Below are 19,900 nucleotides of genomic sequence, written 5' to 3' on the forward strand. Positions count from 1 at the left end.
GATTACCATCGTTTTTTGATTTTTGCAAGAAGTCTATTCTATAAAATCTACAATAATCTATTTAAGAGTAGGAAATTTCCTAGACTTTTACGATGGCATTTGTGCAAGCAATTGTATATGAATAATAAAAACACTCGTGTTTAAATATACTTTATTTAGAATAAGCACTAGAATTTGATAATGCTAAATGAGTTAAAACTATGAAAATAATCAAAAATACTTCTCGAAATGCTTTATTCATTTTAGTTACTTCTTCAACACTTTTTAGCATAGGTTGTAGCTCAGCTCCTATCAAATTAAATGATGTAGATACGTCCAACTCCCCAAAAAAACAAATTTCTCATACCCAACACCCGATCATTTTTTAGGTGAGAAGCTTCAAGACAACGAAGAGAAACTCGCCTATGAAATTTCTCAACATATTGAAGAAACTATTCGCAAACAATACGCAACAAAATTAGCACTGCGAGACGCTCATCCTAAAGCCCATGGTTGTGTGAAAGCAGAATTCAAAGTTTTACCAAATTTAGCCGAAAAATTTGCACATGGCATTTTCATACCCAATAAAAATTATGATGCTTGGATCCGTTTTTCAAATGCATCTAGCGATGCTTCAAAAGCAGACTATGAAAAAGATGCTCGCGGCATGGCGATTAAAATTTTAGGCGTTACAGGCAATAAAATTCTAGAAAATGAAAAAAATGCCACGACTCAAGATTTTATTATGATTAATCATCCTGTTTTCTTTGCAGATAATGCAAGTCGATATCTTAAATTTGTGGATGCAACCAGCAGTGATAGTATCTTAAAAAAACTAAAACTCCCTTTTACACTTGGTTTTAAAGGTACAAAAAATGCTTTTAGTGCCGCGAACTCAAAAATAACTAATCCAATAAATAGTCGTTATTGGTCGATGGTTCCCTATCAACTTGGATCAGGAGCTGATAGAAAAGCAGTAAAATACTCAGTTAAACCATGCACACAGACTTCCGAGTTTATAACTAAACAAACAAACCCTGATTATTTAAGAACAGCGCTTAGAAGCACCTTACAGGAAAAAAATGTTTGTATGGAATTTATGGTTCAACCAAGAACGTCATCTAACATGTCTGTCGAAGATTCAATGACCGAGTGGAAAGAGTCAATCGCGCCATTTTATACTGTTGCAATCATAAACATTCCTAAACAAGAGTTTGACACCCCAGAACAAAATCAATTCTGTGAGAATCTTTCATTTACACCTTGGCATTCCTTGCCTGAACACAAACCTTTAGGCGCTATCAATCGTATGCGTAAAATCATTTACGAAAATATAAGTACTGTTCGCCATCAGATGAACGTTACCCAAAGAATTGAACCGTGAATAACACCTCAATTCTAGATAAATTAATCTAATGTAAAATAATAACTTAAGAATATAGTGAATATGCTTTTCTAGAAGTAAAGATTTCTCTAAAACAAATAAATCTAAAATATGCTAGGCTGGTGAGTTTTTTAAACGAAATAGACTGCTATGAAAACCAACAAACATTATGAGGCAGGAAAGTTTCAGTGGGCTTTTTTACTGCCCAAATACTGGGGTATTTGGATTGCAATATCCCTACTTATGATCGGTGCAATTTTACCTTGGTCTATTCAGCACAGAGTTGCAAATTGTTTAGCAAAATTAGCATGGAAATATCTTCATTCAAGAAGAAAAACTACACTTAAAAACTTAATGATATGTTTTCCCGAAAAAGATGCTGAATCATTATACAAAGATGGTCAAGAGGTCTTTTTCAATACCATGCTTGGAGTATTTGAAGCATTAAATGCATGGTATTGCCCTAAATGGTATGAAAATAGAATTCATATCCATGGTATCGAACACATTAACTCAGCAAAAGGACATAGAATATTACTATTAGGAAGTCATACCACGCTACTGGATGCTGGAGGATTTATCAGTAGTCGCTTCTTTGATCTAGATGTAGTTTATCGCCCTCAAAACAACCCTCTACTTGATATGATGATTACAAGATGCAGAGCATCTAGCTATAAACATCAAATCCCAAAAGATGATATGAAAGGGTTAATTAGCAGTCTAAAAGCTGGACGAGCTATCTGGTATAGTCCCGATCAAGATTTTGGACTGAAACAAGGTGTGATGGCCCCCTTTTTCGGTGTACAGGCAGCAACATTAACCGCATATAGGCGTCTAATTAAAATTGCAAATGCTGTAGCGATTCCTTTATTTTTCTATCGAACTGGAGATATTAAAAATCCTCAGTATCATATTTTATTAGAGAAGCAGCTTGAGAATTTTCCTACAAATGATGAAATTAATGATGCGACTCGTGTAAATTTAATATTAGAAAATCAAATTCGTACTCAACCAACACAATATATGTGGTTCCATCGCCGCTTTAAAACACGATTAGTAGGTCAAGATAAGATCTATTAATTATAGATAAAATCATGTTAAAACTTCAATAAAGGTTAAAAATACTTCAGATAGCATTATTTATTGAAGATTTATTTGACCTTATCAATTATACCGCGTATAAAGTCAACTCACTGGTGCGGGGTGGAGCAGTCTGGTAGCTCGTCGGGCTCATAACCCGAAGGTCGTTGGTTCAAATCCAACCCCCGCATCCAATTATTTAAGTTTTTTAGAAAAATATTCTGTATTAATCTTATGTAATTCATAACATTAATATTAGTTCATTTTTTAATCTAAAAATAAAGATTGCTAATTCACATATAAAGCGTATAGTGAATATACACGATAAGAAAATATATTTTTGTCTCATTAAAATTCTCATTTTGCATGAATACTTCCCGCTTATTTGATATTTTAGTTTCAAGTTTATTATTTTAAAATCAGTCTTTTATAAATTTATTCTCATCAAGAGAAAGGATATTATTATGTCAAATGGTATGAATGGTACAGTTAAATGGTTTAATGAAACTAAAGGTTTTGGTTTTATTCAGTCAGATAATGGTCAAGATGTTTTCGCTCACTACAGCGAAATTGCAAACAACGGATTTAAAACACTTTTTGAAGGTCAACGCGTTAAATTTGACGTAATGCAAGGTAAAAAAGGTTTACAAGCAAGTAATATTTCTGTTCTTGCATTGAACTCTTAACTCCCTTTGCTTATTTAGTTAATTCCAGTCAAAAATATCAAAACTTATAGCTGAAAATACCATAAACTTTTCATCTTACGGTCTTAGAATATTACTAAATTTGCTCAATAAGCCTACTTATAGAAGTGGGCTTATTTCTTATTAGATAAATCATTAAATAAAATTAAAATCTCTCGAATAAAATTTTCATAGAATTTAAATATTGCATTTACATTACAAAGCTTATTTTTTATGTTAGTATAAGATCGAATCTAAGATTATCTTATAAATATGTGCAATATTAGTATATTAGAAGAATTAAACCAATCTATTGAGTACTATTTAAATAGAAATGGGCAATATCCAAGTCGAATTATTTTAGGTTATAAAACCTACACTGAACTTATGCATCAAAAGAAATTTTCAGACGAATTAAAGAATTCTGCTATAGAACCCAATAAGCGTAAGTACAGAAAAATTAAAATTAAGCTAACTCAAGATGATCACCAGTTAGAGTTACGATAGCTCTATTCGTTATTAGAAAGTCCCCCTTAACGTATTTACTGTTTCAATCTTCATTTATTGAATAGAACTCCAATAATTATTTTAGAAATAGTTCTTTTTCAGCATGTCGACGTCTCACTAATCCACGCATCACATTCCCACCAGCCTTATTCCAAACCTCAAATTGTTCGGCTGCTGCTGAATACCTACCCATATTTAGATACCTTAATAATGTTGATGTTCTAAATGCATTTTCACCAATGTTATAAGTCAATGATACAAGGGCATCGAACTGATTTTGCTTTAATGAAACATTAACAAGGTGATTTACTGTACACTGAAACCTTAGTAAATCATGTTGAAAATAAGCTTTTGCTTCACTTTCAGTGCAGGTCTCACCTCTTTTAACTCTCACTCCATTTGGATAAATCGTTGTTCCATATCCAATAGTCCAAGTACCCGCTCCATCATCATAAGATTTTAATCTCAGATCTTCAAACTCCATGATGAAGCGCATTCCAGCATGGCTTATTTGCATAGGCACTATGGCTTCAACTTCAGTTTCATCATATGCAGTTGCTATATTAGAGTTCGATGTCTCTGATCTAGAACTCACTTGGTATTGATTGATCATTTGTTTTAGCCACTTCTTAAATCTTTTCACCAAGTTTTTCTCGAATCTAAATTAAGTGAGTTCAGCATATTCATGCTGTGATTACGAGTTTGTTATGGTAACAAGCTTACATATCACTGAATCAACAGATCAGAATTATTTGCTATTCCTTGAAAAATATTCAATTTGCCGAAATCATGAAGTTGTGGTTGTTAAGGATATATATATTTTCACAATAAGTCATATTAAACTGCTGTGATTCTTTTGAACGATGAATGACTGCTATGAAAAAAATTATTGGAAAATCAATCTTTAAGGCAGCAGGCTGGACATATCAAGTTGATCCCGCAATTTTGGAACAGAAACAAGTAATTATTGGATTTGAACATACATCAAATCTAGACACTATTCTTTCACTCGCTTTGTTTGAAATCTTAGAACTTAAAGTTCATACATTGATTAAAAAGGAACTCTTCAAAGGTCCTCTTAAACCTATTTTAGAAAAGCTAGGTGGCATTCCTGTTGATCGTAAAGCAAATAAAGACATAGTGACGCAAATGGTCGACTTATTTAAGCGTAATGAGCGCTTTAATTTAGTCATAGCTCCAGAGGCAACACGCGCAAAAAATGGTGAAGATCGCAAACCAATTCGTACAGGATTTTGGCATATTGCTAAAGCAGCCAACGTACCTATTATTTTGATGTATGCCAATGCACGTACAAAACAAGGTGGGATTTTAGGAAAAATTTATCCTACAGATTTACAAAAAGATTTGGAACAAATCAAAGCTCTTTATGCTGAATACGATATTGACGTAAAGATTAACTAATTTTTGCATTCTTTCTGATCAATCTTTAATACATGATCAGGAATTTAAATTTTGAATGCTTAATGCGGTGGTTTTCAACAAAACTATCGCTATGCTAATATTCACGCACTTTTTTGAGTTTTAATTTTTTGGAGTTACTTCCATGGCGGGTCATTCTAAATGGGCCAATATTAAGCATCGTAAAGCTAAACAAGATGCAAGTCGCGGTAAAGTTTTTACTAAATACATCCGTGAAATCGTAACAGCTTCACGTTTAGGCGGGCCAGATGCGGCGAGTAACCCTCGTTTACGTGCCGTTGTTGAAAAAGCACTTTCTGTGAATATGACACGTGACACCATCAACCGTGCGATCCAACGTGGTGCTGGTGGCGAAGATAATGATGATTTAAAAGAAGTAACCTATGAAGGTTATGGTGTTGGTGGTGTTGCAGTTATCGTTGAAACCATGACTGATAACTTAAACCGTACTGTTCCAGATGTTCGTCATTGCTTTAGTAAAACCAATGGCAACTTGGGTACCAACGGTTCAGTAGCGTACCTATTCACTAAGCGCGGCGAAATTTCTTTTGATGATGTTTCATTAGAAGACAAAGTGATGGAAGTTGCCTTAGAAGCTGGTGCTGATGACATCGAGATCGATGAAGACAGTATCTTAGTTATCACTAGTCCAGAAAGTTTTGGTGATGTTCAAGATGCGCTTACAGCAGCAGGATTAAAATCTGACAATGCCGAAGTGGTCATGAGCCCATCGACTAAAGCTGAAATCAACGATATCGATCAAGCTAAACAGATCATGAAAATGATTGATATGCTTGAAGATCTTGATGATGTTCAAAACGTTTATACAAACGTGGAATTTACAGAAGAAGTTTTAGCTCAACTCGATGCTTAACTGATTCAAGTGAGTAAAAATGCATCTTTTTAGATGCATTTTTTATAGCTTATTTAAAAGCTTATAACAGTTGAAAACATTATATTCTTTGATCACAAAACTCGAATGAAGTGCGACTACACTGTCGATCTTACCAATACGGCGTAATAAAATTTCACTGTAGTCATCCATATTTCTCGCTACCAGTTCTAAAATAAAATCTGCACTCTGCCCTGTTACCAGAAATGCATTGGTCACTTCTGGAATATCTTCAATTTCTTCTAAAAACTTATCAAAAGTTTCGCTGTCATGCTTACTAAGCGACACTTGCAAAAGAATGTGCAGACTAAAACCAAGCTTATTAAAGTTAATTTCTCGTTTAAGTTGCCCCATTACTTGGGATTCAATTAAATTTTTAATACGGCGATGCACTGAACTTACAGATAGATTAATACGCTCTGAAAGCTCATTTAGATTGACATCTTCATGGGTCAAAATTTCAAGAATTTGTTTATCAAAACGATCCAATTCCATTCTACAGTTCTCACTCTGAATTTATGCTTCTATCGGAACTGCTCACTCAGTAATTTTTAAGGGTCAAGGGAAAACATTCGTTTAACTTTTGACGATGCTGCATGGATAACGCAAACATGATTCCGATAAACTTTTGGTTTATCTTTGTCTCAAAGCCGAAACAAGACCTTTTGAGCAACTGTTCAACTCATCTCCCAATAGTGAACAACTCGTTTCGATCCCCATCACACCCTGAAACATAAGATAGCAAAGACTTTTTATAATTATTTCCCTCTTTTCAGTTTTTTTAAAGTAAATTTGGCAATAATTTCTAATATTTTCTATTTAAAACGAATTTTCTTTTAATAATTAATTTTATTCACCGATAATTTTTTACTTTATTGACTATTTTGCTCTTTTCTTTCTCATAAAAAAGCCCCGATTATTTTCAATCAGGGCTTTATTCACCAACAAATCTTATAAACCGCGCCAATCAACCCGTGCATTACGTTCAGTCGCATAAATACGCTGTGCATATTGTCCAAGCGGTAAATCTAATAAATAGTCATGATATTCCTTCAATTCACCCGTGAATTGTTCAATATCATCATTTTCCAATTCCCACGGCGTACCTTTAATCACGAGTAAAGGCGCAAGAATTGAACAAACTGCTATATCTGCTAAACCTAGACGATCGCCAACCAAATAACGCCCTTGATTATCAATCAAGCGTTGATTGAGGTCGGTAATCAGCTCAGTCATTCTCACTTTAGATTTTGCGACTTTCTGAGGATTTAACTTATAGTTTGAAGAAACTAAACTCTTTAAAATTGGTTTAGAAATTTTTTCAAACTGGCGTAAATAGCCTTGCTCACCCATCATAATTTCGAGTGGATGATCGCCAACAGATAACGCTTGCGCCAATGACCAACGTCGGACATGCACACCCAGCTCACCCGATAATTTATCAATTTCTAAAGCTTGCTCACGTAACTGTTCATCACGTCTCAATAATGCATGTTCAGGATAAGTACTATCAAGATATAAAGCGATTTGTGTTGAATCAGCAACCCAGCGTTTATCATCTTTCAACATCGGCAATAGATATTGCCCAGATTTGAGATAGGTAAATGCTCGGTGAAAACCAGGAATTAAATTATGTGCCACATAGTCCAATTCCTTATGATCTAACAACCAGCGAGCTTTTTCACAATAATGAGACAAAGGAAATTGGTATAAAACCCGCATAAACTCTCCAAATTTATTTTTCTACTCGATCAAACCTAAGGTTTGCTCTACTTTAGAAGTAAAAATGAATGATTACAATGTCGTTTTCGCTCTATCTTTTTTAATTTCGGCTAAAGCTTGCTATACATTTTTTAGATGAAGTTATTCTATTTAGTCATAAAAAAACTGTTTTTGTAGCTTTAGGTTTACATTAAAAGTGATAAACAATTGTTTTCACTAAAATTTAAATATCACTTTTTATTTCATTTTTCTCATAAAAAATGCTTAACAATTATTGTGATATACAAGACAAAACTGATGGTTTAGTGGAAAAGTAAAATTTTTGTAAAGTTCCTCTTATCTATTAGAGGTGTTTACATGTCCAGTAATCAATCAGTGATCCAAGCTCCAGTACAACTGATTTTAAATGATCAGCAGGCCATTAATGCTGCCTATCAAGTTGCTGACTTTGCATTAGAAGAACGAAATAAACGAGACCAAAATCGTATTTTGCCAACGGAACAAATCAATCAGTTTAGTCAAAAGGGTTTAGGCGGTATCCGTATTCCAAAACAATATGGTGGTGCTTTTGTCTCCAATGAAACTTTGGCCCATGTGTTTCGTATTTTGAGTAAAGCAGACGCCAATGTTGGGCAAATTCCACAAAACCAATTCGGTCTTTTAAATTTTATTAGTATCACGGGTTCATATGCACAAAAACAGTTTATCTACACTGAAATTCTGGCAGGTAAACGCATTGCAAATGGTGGACCTGAAAAAAACTCCAAAGATACCAAACCCATTCAAACCACTTTAAGCTTGGAAAATGGTCAATACTTTTTAAATGGAGAAAAGTTTTACTCGACTGGAACCAGCTTTGCAGATTGGTTAGCGATCCGCGCACTACATCCTGAAGGTTATACCGTATTGGCGATCGTTGATCGATATGCTGCTGGTGTTGAAGTGATTAATGACTGGAATGGCTTTGGTCAACGCACCACAGCCAGCGGAACAGTAAAACTCCACAACGTCATCGCTGATCCCGCATTATTCTTTGATGAACGCATTATTGCTGATACTCCAAATGTTCGCGGTGCGTATTCTCAGCTTCTACAAGTTGCCATTGATGTTGGCATCGCCGAAGCAGCTTTTGATGACACTTTATCCAGCATTCGTAAAGCACGTCCCATTATTGATGCAGGTGTAGAAAAAGCCAGTGAAGAACATTACACCTTACAAGAAGTTGGCAAACTGAATATCCTGCTCGATGCTGCCATTTTATTACTAGATGAGGCAGCAGAATTTCTAGATGAACTTGATCAACTTACTGAGATTTCTAGCGAGCAAGCCGCACGCGCTTCTATTTTGTAGCAGAAGCAAAGATCTATGCCAATGATGCTGCCCTGCATATCTCAGAAAAATTACTCGAATTTGGTGGTAGTCGTGCCAGCCTAAGCCAACATAATCTTGATCAGCATTGGCGCAATGCTCGCGTACATACCTTACACGATCCTGTGCGTTGGAAATTCCATGTGATTGGTGACTATTACCTGAATGGTACTCACCCTGCCCGCCATGCTTGGATTTAAGGAGTAAATCATCATGACCTCATATCAAGAATTAGAAGGTTTTGCCAAAACCCATATTAAAGCAGCGCGTATTATTCAAAACGATGCAGAAGCCCTAGAAATTGCGACTCAACTCAGTCAACAGTTTAAACAAAATGCGGTGGAACGCGATGCCAATCGAAACTTGCCGTTTACTGAAATCGAAGCCTATAGTCAGTCAGGTTTATGGGCAATTACGGTACCTAAGCAGTACGGTGGTGCAGAAGTTTTCAGCCTAACAGTAGCTAAAGTGATTGCGCTGTTTAGTGGTGCGGATGGTTCAATCGGACAGATTCCACAAAACCATTTTTATGCATTGGAAGTATTGCGCAATACTGGTACAGAAGCGCAAAAGAAACGCCTCTATCAAGAAGTGTTACAAGGTGCGCGTTTTGGTAATGCACTGGCTGAATTTAAAACACGTACCTCTGCACATAAGCAAACCACATTGATTCCAAGCGAAAACGGTTATCTGATCCAAGGGGAAAAATTCTATTGCACTGGTAGCCTATTCGCCCATCGTATTCCAACCTTAGTGGTGAATGAATCTGGACGCGAATTTTTGGCTTTTGTACAAAGAGACAGTCAAGGATTAGAACTGATTGATGACTGGTCTGGCTTTGGGCAACGGACTACTGGCAGCGGTACAGTCAAATTTCATCAGGTCTTTGTTGCCAAAGAGGATGTGATTCCTTTTGATACCGCCTTTAAGCAGCTATCTTTGGTAGGACCATTTGCTCAAATCATGCATGCCGCGATTGAAGTCGGGATTGCGCGTGCTGCTTTTGAAGAAACCCTAGAACGTGTACGTGTTGCCCGCCCTTGGATTGATGCCAATATTGATTCCGCCACTCAAGACCCCCTAACCCTATCTGAGCTGGGTCGTGTGGCAACCGATGTCAAAGCCAGCGAACTTTTACTAAAACAAGCAGCTCGCTCTGTAGATATTGCCAAACAAGATTTGAATGCGGAGACCTTAGCCAAAGCCTCAATTGATGTGGCAAAAGTACGTGCGCATAGTACTGAAACTGCATTAAAGGCATCATCGAAACTGATTGAATTAGCAGGTAGTCGTGGCAGTCAACGTGCTGATGGTCTTGATCGTCATTGGCGTAATGCACGTGTACACACCTTGCATGATGCTGCACGCTGGAAATATTACTTCATCGGTAATTATGTGTTGAATGGCATTCTGCCTCCACGTCGGGGGACTTTGTAATGAGTCAAACGACTGCTAAAAAAATCTTGTTAAATGCCTTTGATATGAACTGTGTCGGTCATATCAATCATGGTTTATGGACGCATCCGCGTGATCAATCACATCGCTTTAATGAACTGAGTTATTGGACTGAATTGGCACAAACTTTAGAACAAGGTTTGTTTGATGGCTTATTCCTTGCAGATATTACAGGTGTTTATGATGTTTATCAAAATGGGATTGAGCTGACTTTAAAAGAATCAATTCAACTACCAAGTCATGATCCTTCCACCCTGATTTCGGCAATGGCTTTGGTCACGCAGAATTTGGGTTTTGGTGTCACGGTCAATCTAAGCTATGAACAGCCCTACCAATTTGCACGGCGCTTTGCCAGTCTTGATCATTTAACCCAAGGTCGTCTCGGGTGGAATATTGTCACTGGCTATTTGGATAGTGCCGAACGTTTGATTGGGCAAAAAGGCTTGAAAGATCATGATGCGCGTTATGATCAGGCCGAGGAATTTTTACAGCTTTGTTATAAATATTGGGAAGGTTCTTGGGAAAATGATGCCTTAAAAAAAGATAAGCAACAGCGCGTTTTTACTGATCCCAATAAAGTCCACTCGATCAATCATCAAGGTCAATATTACCAAAGCCAAGGTGTATTTCAGGTTGCACCTTCGGTGCAACGTACTCCAACTTTATTCCAAGCTGGTGCATCCCCGAAAGGACTACAGTTTGCCACGCGCCATGCTGAATGTATTTTTATTGGTGGTGATCAACCAGAAAAGATTCGTCAACAGGTCAATAAAATACGACTACAAGCACAACAACAAGGTCGTAATGCAAGTGCGATTAAAATATTTGTCGGCATTACCGTAGTTGTGGCTGAAACACATGAACTTGCCCAGCAAAAACTGACTGAATACCGTCAATATGCCAGCCCTGAAGCAGGTCTAGCACATTATGCCAGTTCAGTCGGAATTGATCTTGCCAAGTTTGCAGATGATGAAACGATTCCTTATCAAAAGAGCAATAGCATTGCTTCTGTCAATGAAAAGTTTAAAGAACAGCGCATCAGCAAGAATGACTTAAAAGCACAACATATTCTGGGTGGACGTTATCCACTCATTGTCGGTAGTGGTACTGAAGTTGCGGAATACCTGATTGAGCTGCTCGATCAAACTGGCATTGATGGTTTTAACCTAACTCGTACGGTTGCACCTGAATCACACCATGACTTTATTCGACTGGTGATCCCTGAGTTACAGCAACGTGGACGTTATAAAACTGAATATGCCACAGGTTCACTGCGGAACAAACTGTTTGCCCAAGGCGATCATTTAGCTGCAAGCCATCCTGCTAAGCAGTTCCGATGTAGACCAAATAACAACACAGATGAGCGAAAAATAATTGAAGAAATTAGTGCTTAACATTTAAGAAAAGAATTGGAGAAATATATGGCTCAAACAGCCTCAAAAAAATGGCTTGGTATTGGCCTCGTCGTCGTCGTTGCGATTATTGCCTTATTGATTTGGAATAAACAAAGACAGAACCATAGCAGTGGACTGGTGATTGGGATCAGTCCTTCTTTTGCTCATCCACTGCAAGTTGCAGCAGATGAAGCCAAACAACAAGGTTTGAATGTCAAATTGGTCGAGTTTTCAGACTGGAATACCCCAAACATCACTTTGAATCATGGCGATATTGATGCGAACTTTTTCCAGCATCAACCTTTTTGGATAATGCCATTAAAGAAACTGGCTTTAAATTAAAGTCATTTGCTGCGGGTGCGGCTTCACATGTTGGACTGTATTCAAAGTTTTGATGAACTTCCGAATGGTGCAACTGTTGCGATTCCGAATGATCCTGTCAATCAAGGGCGTGCTTTATTGCTATTGCAACAAGCTAAGTTGATTGAGCTGAAAGACAGCAATAATCACCTTTCTGCACTGAAGGACATTACCGCGAATCCGAAGAACCTGAAATTTACCGAAGTTGAAGGCCCGCAAACTGCGCGTGCCATTGATGATGTTGATCTCGCTTTTGGCTATCCACATTACTTACGTTTAGCAAAAACGGCTGATCCTGAAAGTGCCTTATTGTTTGATGACAACACCAATAAACGTTATGCGATTTTATTTGTGGTTCGTGATGATTATCAGGACAAAGACAACAAGCTACAGAAATTTGTCGAGATTTATCAAAACTCAGCAAAAGTTAAAGCAGCCTTGGATAGCGATTTCGGTCCAACGTTGTGGTTCCCAGGTTGGAAATAAGGAGAACAATCATGGTGAGTTTTGGTTCACAGGTCGATTTTTCAGTCCCGCATCTGAAAATACGCGGTTTAAATAAGTTTTATGATGTACAGGGCCAACGCTTACATGCTTTAAAAGACATTAATATTGATATTCCCAAAGCACAGATTGTTGGGATTATCGGGAAAAGTGGCGCTGGTAAATCATCCCTACTCCGCACCCTCAATGGACTGGAGTCGGTTGATACTGGCAGCATCCTGATTCATCAACAAAATATTGCTGAACTCAACCATGCCGAGTTGATCAAGACCCGGCAGAAAATTGGCATGATTTTTCAGCATTTTAATTTAATGTCTGCCAAAACTGTGTGGGAAAACGTGGCTTTACCGCTACGTATTGCGGGTTATGACAAGGCTGAGATCGAACAACGGGTTAGTGAGGTACTGACGCTGGTGGGATTAGAGGCAAAGCGAAATGATTACCCTGCTCAACTGTCTGGTGGACAAAAACAACGTGTTGGGATCGCGCGTGCCTTAGTTTCTCAGCCTGAAATCCTGCTCTGTGATGAAGCCACCTCAGCACTTGATCCTGAAAGTACTGCCAACATTCTGTCCTTATTAGAACAGATCAACCGAGACCTCGGTTTAACCATTGTCTTGATCACCCATGAAATGCAAGTTATCCAAGAGATTTGCGATCAAGTGATCGTAATTGATCAGGGTGAAATTGTTGAAGCCGGGCAAGTCTGGTCGGTATTTTCCAATCCACAACAACAGATCACACAGGAATTACTCAATTTTGAACAGGTGAATTTACCCTTTGAGTTGAGCCAAACCATTCTGCCTCAGAGTACCCATCAGATTTTAAAATTGAAATATGTCAGTGAATCGAAATCGGTGCCTGATCTATATGAACTATTGGATGGTTTTAATCCTCCCATTCAGGTGTACTACAGTCAAATTGATAGCATTCAGCAGCGTACCATCGGCTCATTGATCATCGGGATTCGTAATCTCGACTTTGATCTGAACAGCGCCCAATTTGCAAAACATCCTGCAATAACACAACTTGAGGTGATCGGTTATGTACAATCAACTCATTGATCTGTTACAGACAGGTACGACCGATACTTTAATCATGGTGGGTGTCTCTGCAATTCTTGCTTTTCTGATTGGGCTGCCGATTGCTTTAATTCTAGTGAGTACTGCTGATTTTGGGATTTACCCTTCCAAGAAAATCAATCAATCATTAGGCTGGATCATTAACATCACTCGATCCGTGCCCTTCCTGATTTTAATGGTGGCTTTGATTCCATTTACCCGCTGGATCGTTGGCACCAGTTACGGCGTCTTGGCTGCGATTGTCCCCCTAACCATTGCCGCAATTCCGTTCTTCGCCCGTATTGCTGAGGTCAGTCTACGTGAAGTCGATCAAGGGTTGATTGAAGCAGCACAAGCAATGGGCTGTAACCGTAAGCAGATTCTTTGGCATGTATTGCTTCCTGAAGCTTTGCCGGGAATTGTTGCAGGTTTTACCGTGACTATTGTCACTATGATCAGCTCTTCTGCCATTGCAGGTGCGATTGGTGCAGGTGGGCTCGGTGATATTGCCTATCGTTATGGCTATCAGCGTTTTGATATGCAAGTCATGCTGGCGGTGATTTTGGTCCTAATTTTTTTGGTCATGTTGGTACAAACGACAGGTGATAATATTGCCAAACAACTCGATAAACGAAAAGTTTAAGCTTGAAATAAAAATCCACACTCGCCATGACCTGACTTTGTCATGGCTTTCATGTAAAATCAGCAACAATTTTTAAATAACACATTTGTGAGTGGTTTCATGGGTTTTAATTGCGGTATTGTTGGTCTGCCAAACGTAGGTAAATCTACATTGTTCAATGCATTAACAAAGGCAGCGATTGCAGCTGAAAACTTTCCGTTCTGTACCATTGAACCAAACACAGGCATTGTTCCTGTTCCAGATCCACGTTTAGACAAACTTACAGCAATTGTTAAACCACAACGTGTTATTCCAACTACGATGGAATTCGTTGATATCGCAGGTTTGGTTGCTGGTGCTTCAAAAGGTGAAGGTTTGGGTAACCAATTCCTTGCCAATATCCGTGAAACAGATGCAATTGCACACGTAGTGCGTTGTTTTGAAGATGAAAACGTGATTCATGTAAATGGTAAAATTGACCCATTAGATGACATCGCAACTATTAACACTGAACTTGCACTTGCTGACCTTGATACTGTTGCAAAAGCATTACTACGCTTAACTAAAGCAGCTAAAGGCGGTGACAAAGATGCAATTGCCACTAAAGCAGCATTAGAAAAAATCCAACCTTTACTCGATGAAGGCAAACCAGCTCGTGCCGCTGACCTATCAGATGATGAGCGTAAAGCTGTTCGTGGTTTTGGTTTAATGACACTTAAACCAACCATGTATATTGCCAACGTTGCAGAAGATGGTTTTGAAAACAATCCACATCTTGACGCAGTTAAAAAACTTGCTGCTGAAGAAAATGCGATTGTTGTACCACTTTGCAATCAGATCGAAGCCGAAATTTCATTACTTGAAGATGAAGACCGTGCTGAATTCTTAGAAGCAATGGGTATGGAAGAGCCAGGTCTAAACGTAGTGATTCGTGCAGGCTATAGCTTACTTGGCTTACAAACATACTTTACTGCAGGCGTACAAGAAGTTCGTGCTTGGACAGTTAAAGTGGGTGCGACTGCGCCACAAGCTGCTGGTGTGATTCACACTGATTTTGAAAAAGGTTTTATTCGTGCAGAATGTATTTCTTACGATGACTTTATTCAATACAACGGTGAAAACGGCGCGAAAGAAGCAGGAAAATGGCGTCTAGAAGGTAAAACTTATGTCGTTCAAGACGGTGATGTCCTTCACTTCCGTTTCAACGTATAAATCAAAGTTTTGATTTCCAAACCGCCAATTTGACCTGATTGGCGGTTTTTTTTATTTTTTAATTACCACTTAAATTTAAAAAACAACTTATAACAATAACTTTTTCAATTGTTGCGTGACATGCAATCTCGCTTTTTTCTGCTTAAAGATAGTTGGGATATGTAATAAAAAGAAAGAATGTCGATAATTTTTGTGGTCTCTTAGGTTTTCATTTAGATAATGATACAGATCCAAAGCAGCCTCACGATGAAACGCCCATAAAACTTGCTGTTTATACATCACAGTGTAATAAGCATCATTCGGCCAGTTTAAATGATGCTTTTGTTGACAATTACATGATTCGCAAACGACTCCTCCATGACTTAGTCTGGAATAACGTGCATGCCAAACTTTTGCATCATAGCCTTTAGGTAAGTCTTGAATTTGTTCAATCGGAATTGATAAATTTGGATAATAAAATGCAGCATGCCAATAAGATCCGCAACTATCCTGAAAGCGCTCATATTCAAAATCAGCATGTTGTTGGAAATACTCGACATCTTTCTTGAGTGTTATCTTGGCTATTCTGGCAAATTCGAAATTAGCTTTACCGACACAACATGGACATTTAATTTCTAATTTTTCAGGTAAGGACCAATATTCATAAATTCCTGTCATTTGCTCTTTAATAATAAATCATCAACCTAAACCGAAAATAAGCTTAGCAATTAGATCAAGCTTTTAGAATCAGTAAATGAAAAAGCCAAGTCGTTATGAGCTTGGCTTTTTAACTTGCAATAGATCAATTAAGACGCTGTTTGCGGTTTCATATCCATTTCTGCACGTTTCATTTGTGCTTCTTTTAAAATACGTTGATGTAATTGCTTACGGAATCCAAGTAGAAAAACGAACTCTGCTAATACAAATAGAGGTCCTATTGCTAAACCAATCAAATCATCAACAAATGCAGGTTTTTTCTTCTCAAAATAATGCCCTACAAATTGAAATACCCAACCTACTACAAAAATACCGATACTCGCTCCTAACCAGCTCCACATCGGTAATATGGCTATTTTTACTGCAAGTGGATATGCTGCGATGAATATAATCAGCATTAGAATGCCAAATAACTTATCTACTGATATATAGTAAATCGCACTCAATACAATCAGTATCGATGCCAAAGTGACTGAAACACCAGATATTTCTACACCTGCTCGCGCAGTTAAGCATAAAATTGAAAAAACAATCAGTGGAATGCCCACAAAATGGGTCACAATATTTTTCTGATCCAAATGATATGCAGCATACTGACTGAGTAGACGCTCCAAATTTGTCATTTTTAATTCCTCATATTATTTCTGTATGTTATTAATCTATTACAAATCAGCAAATAAAATTGTCATGTAGCTGACAAATGGATTTATATTTTTAAAAGGAAATAGAGTGTTAGATCCCATTCATATTCACCATTTACAGCAAAATTCGTGGTTTAGTCATCTTGCAGAGCCTTTCAAGCAGTTCATTTTGGATCATGGTAAGAAACTTATAATTGAAAAAAATGCCGCTGTGTTTAATGCTCAAGATCAATTTGATGGTGTGTATGGTGTTCTCGATGGCTCAATTAGTTTGGGTTACATAGACGTTAACGGTAATGAAGCAATTGCTGCTATCGCTGAACCAATCATGTGGTTTGGCGAGATTTCTCTCATAGACAAACAACCACGCTCTCATGATGCTATTGCAGTGAAAAAAAGTGTTGTGCTTCAAATCCCTGCTCAACATCTGAACGAGTTTTTATCTAAAAATCCCTATTATTGGTATTTCTTTGCCCTACTGACCAGTCAAAAACTTCGCTATGTCTTTTTAGAGCAAATTGCAATTCAAACTCAAACGATCAGTCAGCGTCTTGCTCAACGCTTGTTATTTATATTAGAAGGTTACGGTAACCGCTCATCCATTCAAGATCTAAATATTCAAATCTCACAAGATCAACTTGCCAATATGCTGACAGTCTCTAGGCAAACTGTAAATCAAGAATTGAATGCTTTAGAAAAACAAGGAATCATTCAATTAGGATTTAAAAAAATCATCGTTATAAATTTAGATGGGTTGAGACATTTAGCTGCGGTGAATAATTTGAATCATTAAAAATAAATTCTTTGTTTGATATCCATGATTTATTTTTCTAATAATGAGCAATCTAAGAACCTGAAAATAAAAAATTAAAAAAATAGAAGCTACATAAAACCTAAAGCGAAAATCGTATTCTCGCTTTAGGCGCAAATTTAAATTTACTTCGGTGAAGTATTACCTAATGCTGGATTGTCAATTGCATCCTTACACTGGGCTTTATCGCGCTCATAATCTGATTGCTTCTGACCTGAGTTATTTGCATTGTCTTTAACATCTCTAGCCCAACTATCTAGGCTTGTGAGCGCTTTACGACATAAAGCATATTTCCCTTCCGTCACAGAATCAGTCATTTTGACATTAATACGCCAATCTGTACTCAACTGACGGATAGGCTTTCTCACCTTCTCTTCGATATCAGTAAATTGCTTGTTATATACAAGTACATCTATCTCATTAATTAACTTCCAAGCAGCATTTGCATATGTTGTAGCGTCATTCGTTAATTTTGGAGCTGGTTTGATTTCAACCTTTTTCTCGCTTTCACTGTTTGAGTTACCACATGCAGCTAAAAAAGGACAAATCATCAGTGCTGCTAAAAGATGAACTCTTGCATTTAACATATCAATTCGCCGATGAAAAATTTGGTCTTTATGCTAGTCAATTTAGTCATAATTCTCAACGGCTGTTGACACATTATCATGCAGCTATGACATTAATCGTTTTAGACACAATAAAATCATTTAATTTATATAAATAGTTGTCTTTCCATCTTGGATAAAGAAACTTAAAGCCATTATTTGTCTAACAAAAACCTAGTATTTTTGTTCCTCGCGAGCTTAATTCAACAAAAAGTTCTGCTATGCTTAAACACAAATTACTCAGGATAGGATTATGCGCATGAGCGTCACTCTTGGAACTCCACTTCAATCTTCTGCATTTAAGGTTTTACTGTTAGGTTCTGGAGAGCTAGGTAAAGAAGTTGTTATATCTTTACAACGTTTAGGTGTCGAAGTTCATGCTGCTGATCGTTACGACGATGCACCTGCTATGCAAGTTGCTCATTATTCATATACTTTGAATATGGCTGATCCTACCGAATTAAAACAACTGATTGAAACAATCAAACCTAATCTAATCGTTCCAGAAATTGAAGCAATTGCGACTGAAGTTCTCGTCGAAATCGAACAGTCTCAAACGGCAACGGTGATCCCATCAGCAAAAGCTGTAAACCTTACGATGAATCGTGAAGGTATTCGCCGTTTAGCTGCTGAAGAACTTGGTTTACCAACTTCTGCATATCGTTTCGCGAGTACTTTGGAAAGCTTCCGTGCTGCATGCGATGATATTGGTTATCCAAACTTTGTAAAACCTGTTATGTCATCTTCTGGCAAAGGTCAATCTCGAGTAAAAAACTTTGAGGAAGTTGATGCAGCTTGGGATTATGCAATGCAAGGTGGTCGAGTTAATCAAGGCACGGTGATCATTGAGTCACAAATAGATTTTGATTTCGAAATCACCCTACTTACAGTTCGTGCGAAAAACCCTCAAACTGGTGAGATTGAAACACATTACTGTGATCCAATTGGGCATCGCCAAGATGCTGGTGATTACGTAGAAAGCTGGCAACCACAAGCAATGACTGCTGCAGCTTTACAAGAAGCAAAACGAATTGCTAATAAAGTTACGACTGCTTTGGGTGGTTGTGGTATTTTCGGTGTAGAGTTATTTATTAAAGGCGATAAAGTTTGGTTCAGTGAGGTATCACCTCGTCCTCATGATACTGGATTAGTTACCCTCGCTTCTCAGTTCCAAAGTGAATTTGAACTTCATGCACGTGCGATTCTAGGATTACCAGTCAATACTGAACGCCATAGTGTTGCTGCAAGTGCAGTGATTTATGCGGGTGTTGATGCAAAAAATCTTAGCTTTTCTGGCTTGAATTTTGCTTTAGCAAACCCGAACACTGACTTGCGTTTGTTTGGTAAGCCTGAAGGTTTCAAACGCCGCCGTATGGGTGTTGCTACGGCACGTGCTGAAAATACAGACTTGGCTCGTGAACTGGCAAAACAAGCCGCAGATCAAGTGAATGTTCAAACCAACGTTTAACCTAAATTGAGTAGAC

Annotated in this window: 18 protein-coding genes, 1 tRNA gene and 3 pseudogenes; 16 read left to right on the forward strand and 6 right to left on the reverse strand. The window is 37.6% G+C overall.

Going from position 1 to position 19,900, the window contains the following annotated elements; translation table 11 throughout:
• The first annotated feature begins 200 nt into the window (after positions 1–200).
• The 5 genes and pseudogenes from IRT38_RS12330 (at position 201) to IRT38_RS17570 (ending at position 3,633) form a co-directional block, all read left to right on the forward strand.
• Positions 201–1,363, forward strand: a pseudogene (locus IRT38_RS12330) (catalase family protein).
• Positions 1,364–1,513: 150 nt separating this feature from the next.
• The gene (locus IRT38_RS12335; protein ID WP_194597868.1) at positions 1,514–2,443 is read left to right on the forward strand and encodes a lauroyl acyltransferase; all 930 of its coding nucleotides are present in this window, start codon (positions 1,514–1,516) and stop codon (positions 2,441–2,443) included.
• Positions 2,444–2,560: 117 nt separating this feature from the next.
• Positions 2,561–2,637: transfer RNA gene (locus IRT38_RS12340), tRNA-Met, on the forward strand.
• Between the two features lie 270 nt (positions 2,638–2,907).
• Complete coding sequence (locus tag IRT38_RS12345) at positions 2,908–3,129, forward strand: cold-shock protein (RefSeq protein ID WP_004911781.1); 222 nt, start codon at positions 2,908–2,910, stop codon at positions 3,127–3,129.
• A 270-nt stretch (positions 3,130–3,399) separates the two neighbouring features.
• Positions 3,400–3,633 (forward strand): hypothetical protein, encoded by a 234-nt coding sequence (locus IRT38_RS17570; RefSeq protein ID WP_099948791.1) that lies wholly within the window; start codon positions 3,400–3,402, stop codon positions 3,631–3,633.
• 76 nt (positions 3,634–3,709) lie between these two features.
• Here IRT38_RS17570 and IRT38_RS12350 read toward each other — a convergent pair whose 3' ends face one another.
• Entirely contained in the window at positions 3,710–4,276 is a 567-nt protein-coding gene (locus tag IRT38_RS12350; RefSeq protein ID WP_194597891.1) for a lysozyme, read from the reverse strand.
• A gap of 224 nt (positions 4,277–4,500) precedes the next feature.
• Here IRT38_RS12350 and IRT38_RS12355 point away from each other — a divergent pair, with 224 nt between their 5' ends.
• Together IRT38_RS12355 and IRT38_RS12360 are read left to right on the forward strand one after the other, a co-directional pair.
• Entirely contained in the window at positions 4,501–5,055 is a 555-nt protein-coding gene (locus IRT38_RS12355; RefSeq protein ID WP_039048249.1) for a 1-acyl-sn-glycerol-3-phosphate acyltransferase, read from the forward strand.
• A 142-nt stretch (positions 5,056–5,197) separates the two neighbouring features.
• Positions 5,198–5,947: a YebC/PmpR family DNA-binding transcriptional regulator gene (locus tag IRT38_RS12360; RefSeq protein WP_004954784.1), complete on the forward strand. Its 750-nt coding sequence runs from the start codon at positions 5,198–5,200 to the stop codon at positions 5,945–5,947.
• Between the two features lie 42 nt (positions 5,948–5,989).
• On the opposite strand, the gene IRT38_RS12365 is transcribed toward IRT38_RS12360, so the two are convergent.
• Together IRT38_RS12365 and IRT38_RS12370 are read right to left on the reverse strand one after the other, a co-directional pair.
• Positions 5,990–6,460 carry an Lrp/AsnC family transcriptional regulator gene (locus IRT38_RS12365; protein WP_004911804.1) on the reverse strand — a complete coding sequence of 157 codons (471 nt, stop codon included), beginning with the start codon at positions 6,458–6,460 and terminating at the stop codon, positions 5,990–5,992.
• Between the two features lie 456 nt (positions 6,461–6,916).
• Positions 6,917–7,687 (reverse strand): glutathione S-transferase family protein, encoded by a 771-nt coding sequence (locus IRT38_RS12370; RefSeq protein WP_087536195.1) that lies wholly within the window; start codon positions 7,685–7,687, stop codon positions 6,917–6,919.
• A 357-nt stretch (positions 7,688–8,044) separates the two neighbouring features.
• Between IRT38_RS12370 and IRT38_RS12375 the strand changes: the two are divergent.
• The 7 genes and pseudogenes from IRT38_RS12375 (at position 8,045) to ychF (ending at position 15,663) form a co-directional block, all read left to right on the forward strand.
• A pseudogene (locus IRT38_RS12375) lies at positions 8,045–9,255 on the forward strand (SfnB family sulfur acquisition oxidoreductase).
• A gap of 13 nt (positions 9,256–9,268) precedes the next feature.
• Positions 9,269–10,492, forward strand: a complete 1,224-nt coding sequence (locus IRT38_RS12380; protein WP_194597869.1) for an SfnB family sulfur acquisition oxidoreductase — start codon at positions 9,269–9,271, stop codon at positions 10,490–10,492.
• A complete protein-coding gene (locus IRT38_RS12385; protein ID WP_194597870.1) occupies positions 10,492–11,904 on the forward strand; it encodes an LLM class flavin-dependent oxidoreductase in 1,413 nt (470 codons plus the stop codon). Before IRT38_RS12380 ends, IRT38_RS12385 begins: the two co-directional genes overlap by 1 nt.
• Positions 11,905–11,931: 27 nt before the next feature.
• Positions 11,932–12,750 (forward strand): annotated as a pseudogene (locus tag IRT38_RS12390) (MetQ/NlpA family ABC transporter substrate-binding protein).
• An 11-nt stretch (positions 12,751–12,761) separates the two neighbouring features.
• Positions 12,762–13,832, forward strand: a complete 1,071-nt coding sequence (locus IRT38_RS12395) for a methionine ABC transporter ATP-binding protein (RefSeq protein WP_194597871.1) — start codon at positions 12,762–12,764, stop codon at positions 13,830–13,832.
• Positions 13,813–14,472, forward strand: a complete 660-nt coding sequence (locus IRT38_RS12400) for a methionine ABC transporter permease (protein ID WP_194597872.1) — start codon at positions 13,813–13,815, stop codon at positions 14,470–14,472. Before IRT38_RS12395 ends, IRT38_RS12400 begins: the two co-directional genes overlap by 20 nt.
• Positions 14,473–14,571: 99 nt before the next feature.
• Positions 14,572–15,663, forward strand: a complete 1,092-nt coding sequence (ychF, locus tag IRT38_RS12405) for a redox-regulated ATPase YchF (RefSeq protein ID WP_004911821.1) — start codon at positions 14,572–14,574, stop codon at positions 15,661–15,663.
• 87 nt (positions 15,664–15,750) lie between these two features.
• Here ychF and IRT38_RS12410 read toward each other — a convergent pair whose 3' ends face one another.
• Together IRT38_RS12410 and IRT38_RS12415 are read right to left on the reverse strand one after the other, a co-directional pair.
• Entirely contained in the window at positions 15,751–16,320 is a 570-nt protein-coding gene (locus IRT38_RS12410) for a hypothetical protein (RefSeq protein WP_194597873.1), read from the reverse strand.
• Between the two features lie 128 nt (positions 16,321–16,448).
• Positions 16,449–16,982 (reverse strand): DUF962 domain-containing protein, encoded by a 534-nt coding sequence (locus tag IRT38_RS12415; RefSeq protein ID WP_194597874.1) that lies wholly within the window; start codon positions 16,980–16,982, stop codon positions 16,449–16,451.
• A 106-nt stretch (positions 16,983–17,088) separates the two neighbouring features.
• On the opposite strand from IRT38_RS12415, the gene IRT38_RS12420 reads away from it, so the two are divergent.
• Positions 17,089–17,793, forward strand: a complete 705-nt coding sequence (locus tag IRT38_RS12420) for a Crp/Fnr family transcriptional regulator (RefSeq protein ID WP_194597875.1) — start codon at positions 17,089–17,091, stop codon at positions 17,791–17,793.
• A 143-nt stretch (positions 17,794–17,936) separates the two neighbouring features.
• On the opposite strand, the gene IRT38_RS12425 is transcribed toward IRT38_RS12420, so the two are convergent.
• The gene (locus IRT38_RS12425; protein ID WP_194597876.1) at positions 17,937–18,398 is read right to left on the reverse strand and encodes a hypothetical protein; all 462 of its coding nucleotides are present in this window, start codon (positions 18,396–18,398) and stop codon (positions 17,937–17,939) included.
• Positions 18,399–18,666: 268 nt separating this feature from the next.
• On the opposite strand from IRT38_RS12425, the gene purT reads away from it, so the two are divergent.
• A complete protein-coding gene (purT, locus tag IRT38_RS12430; RefSeq protein WP_194597892.1) occupies positions 18,667–19,884 on the forward strand; it encodes a formate-dependent phosphoribosylglycinamide formyltransferase in 1,218 nt (405 codons plus the stop codon).
• The last annotated feature ends 16 nt before the right edge of the window (positions 19,885–19,900 follow it).

It is taken from the genome of Acinetobacter sp. SK-43, from assembly GCF_015351505.1.
Lineage (GTDB): Bacteria > Pseudomonadota > Gammaproteobacteria > Pseudomonadales > Moraxellaceae > Acinetobacter > Acinetobacter junii.